This window comes from Acinetobacter sp. YH12072, from assembly GCF_013419565.1.
Lineage (GTDB): Bacteria > Pseudomonadota > Gammaproteobacteria > Pseudomonadales > Moraxellaceae > Acinetobacter.
The window spans coordinates 1-1,557 of record NZ_VOZV01000087.1; the positions used below are offsets into that span (position 1 = coordinate 1).

The window sequence follows — 1,557 nt, forward strand, 5'->3', positions numbered from 1 at the left end:
TTGATGCCATTTTTCTTTATACTGTCACTGAGGCAGGTTGGACATTTGATTTCTAGAGTTATTCGCATTTCTCTATTTTATCAAAATTCAACCTGCTTTGTTTCAGCATACTTTTTGAAACACCACCCAATATCAGCTCGAACCATTCAGCCACAAGTCCTGCGTCTTGTTGATGAGCAGCAATATTTTCAAGCCTTAAAGCGCCGTTCCATCCGCTTCCATCGCAGTCATGCAACTGAGCAATTCGATACTATCACCAGCCTAATTGCTGAGCGCCAATTAGTGCCAAACAATGTTGGATTGCAACGCTGGCAAGCTATAGATCTGGAGCAGGAGCAAAACCAGCGATTGGTGAATATTCAGCAGAGTAGTGTTCAGGATCATACTAGTTTAAATCTGGAAGATGTCTGGAACATCAGCCCAGCTTGGACCAGTGACCTAAATAGAGAAGATCAGGCTACATCATCCAGTCCAGCTCAACTGGATCAACTCAGTCAGCAACTTAGTCACTATCATGCCATGCAGTCCAAATATTTTAAGGCCAGCAGTAGTGTTCGTGATGCCCAAGTGGGTTACTGGTTTGAGCTGCATGATCATCCCGAAATTGATCAACATCCGGAAAATCAGCGAGAGTTTCTCATCTTAGGTAAAGATTTCTATAACCAGAATAATTTACCAAAAGACATTTTGCTACAGGTGGATCAGCTCATGCTGTCCAGTCGCTGGAAAGTTCTGGATGACGAGAGACAAGGCAATGAGCTGTATTTAATTCGTCGAGATATTCTGGTGATACCTGAATATCATCCACTACAACATCGGCCAATGGCCTATCCACAACGGGCGAAAGTGGTAGGGCCTGAAGGTGAGACTATTTATGTCGATGAATGGGGACGCGTGAAGGTTCGTTTTTTATTTACCCGTAGTGAAGATCATCAGCATGATGGTGGTGCTGGCGCCAATGATAATGACACTGATTCGGCCTGGGTAGATGTGCTAACGCCATGGGCAGGCGAAGGTTATGGCGCCCGATTCCATCCGCGTATCGGGGAAATTGTAGTGATTGATTTCTTCGAAGGGGATATTGATCGTCCCTTTATTGTTGGACGTATTCATGAAGCTGAACGTTATCAAACTATGTTTGATAAGAAGGGCCAATTGCCACTCACTAAAAAACTAAGTGGTATCCGTTCTCAAGAGGTGGGTGGCGAAGGTTTTAACCAGCTTCGCTTCGATGATACAACTGGACAGATTAGTGCACAGCTGCAAAGTAGTCATGGGGCCAGTCAGCTAAATTTAGGAAATCTAAGTCATCCAAAAGAAGATGAGGCTAGCGACGGGCGTGGTGAGGGCTTTGAGTTAAGAACAGATCAATGGGGAGCACTTAGAGCGGTAGCTGGCTTGCTTCTCTCTACCTATAAACAAGAAAATGCCGGTGGTGTTTCAAAAAGTATGCTGACATTAAATGAAGCCATTATTGATGTAAAAAAAGGTTAAGTCGAAAGCTTTAAAATGGTTTTCAATCTTTTTTGAAAAATTACAACTCCTTCTAAAACCGCG

The 1,557-nt window shown here is 43.5% G+C and carries 2 pseudogenes; one reads left to right on the forward strand and one right to left on the reverse strand.

The window, feature by feature from the left end:
• Nucleotides 1-126 precede the first annotated feature (126 nt).
• A pseudogene (locus tag FTU19_RS16105) lies at nucleotides 127-1,437 on the forward strand (type VI secretion system Vgr family protein); the annotation flags it as partial.
• A gap of 21 nt (nucleotides 1,438-1,458) precedes the next feature.
• Here FTU19_RS16105 and FTU19_RS16110 read toward each other — a convergent pair.
• A pseudogene (locus FTU19_RS16110) lies at nucleotides 1,459-1,557 on the reverse strand (IS1 family transposase); the annotation flags it as partial.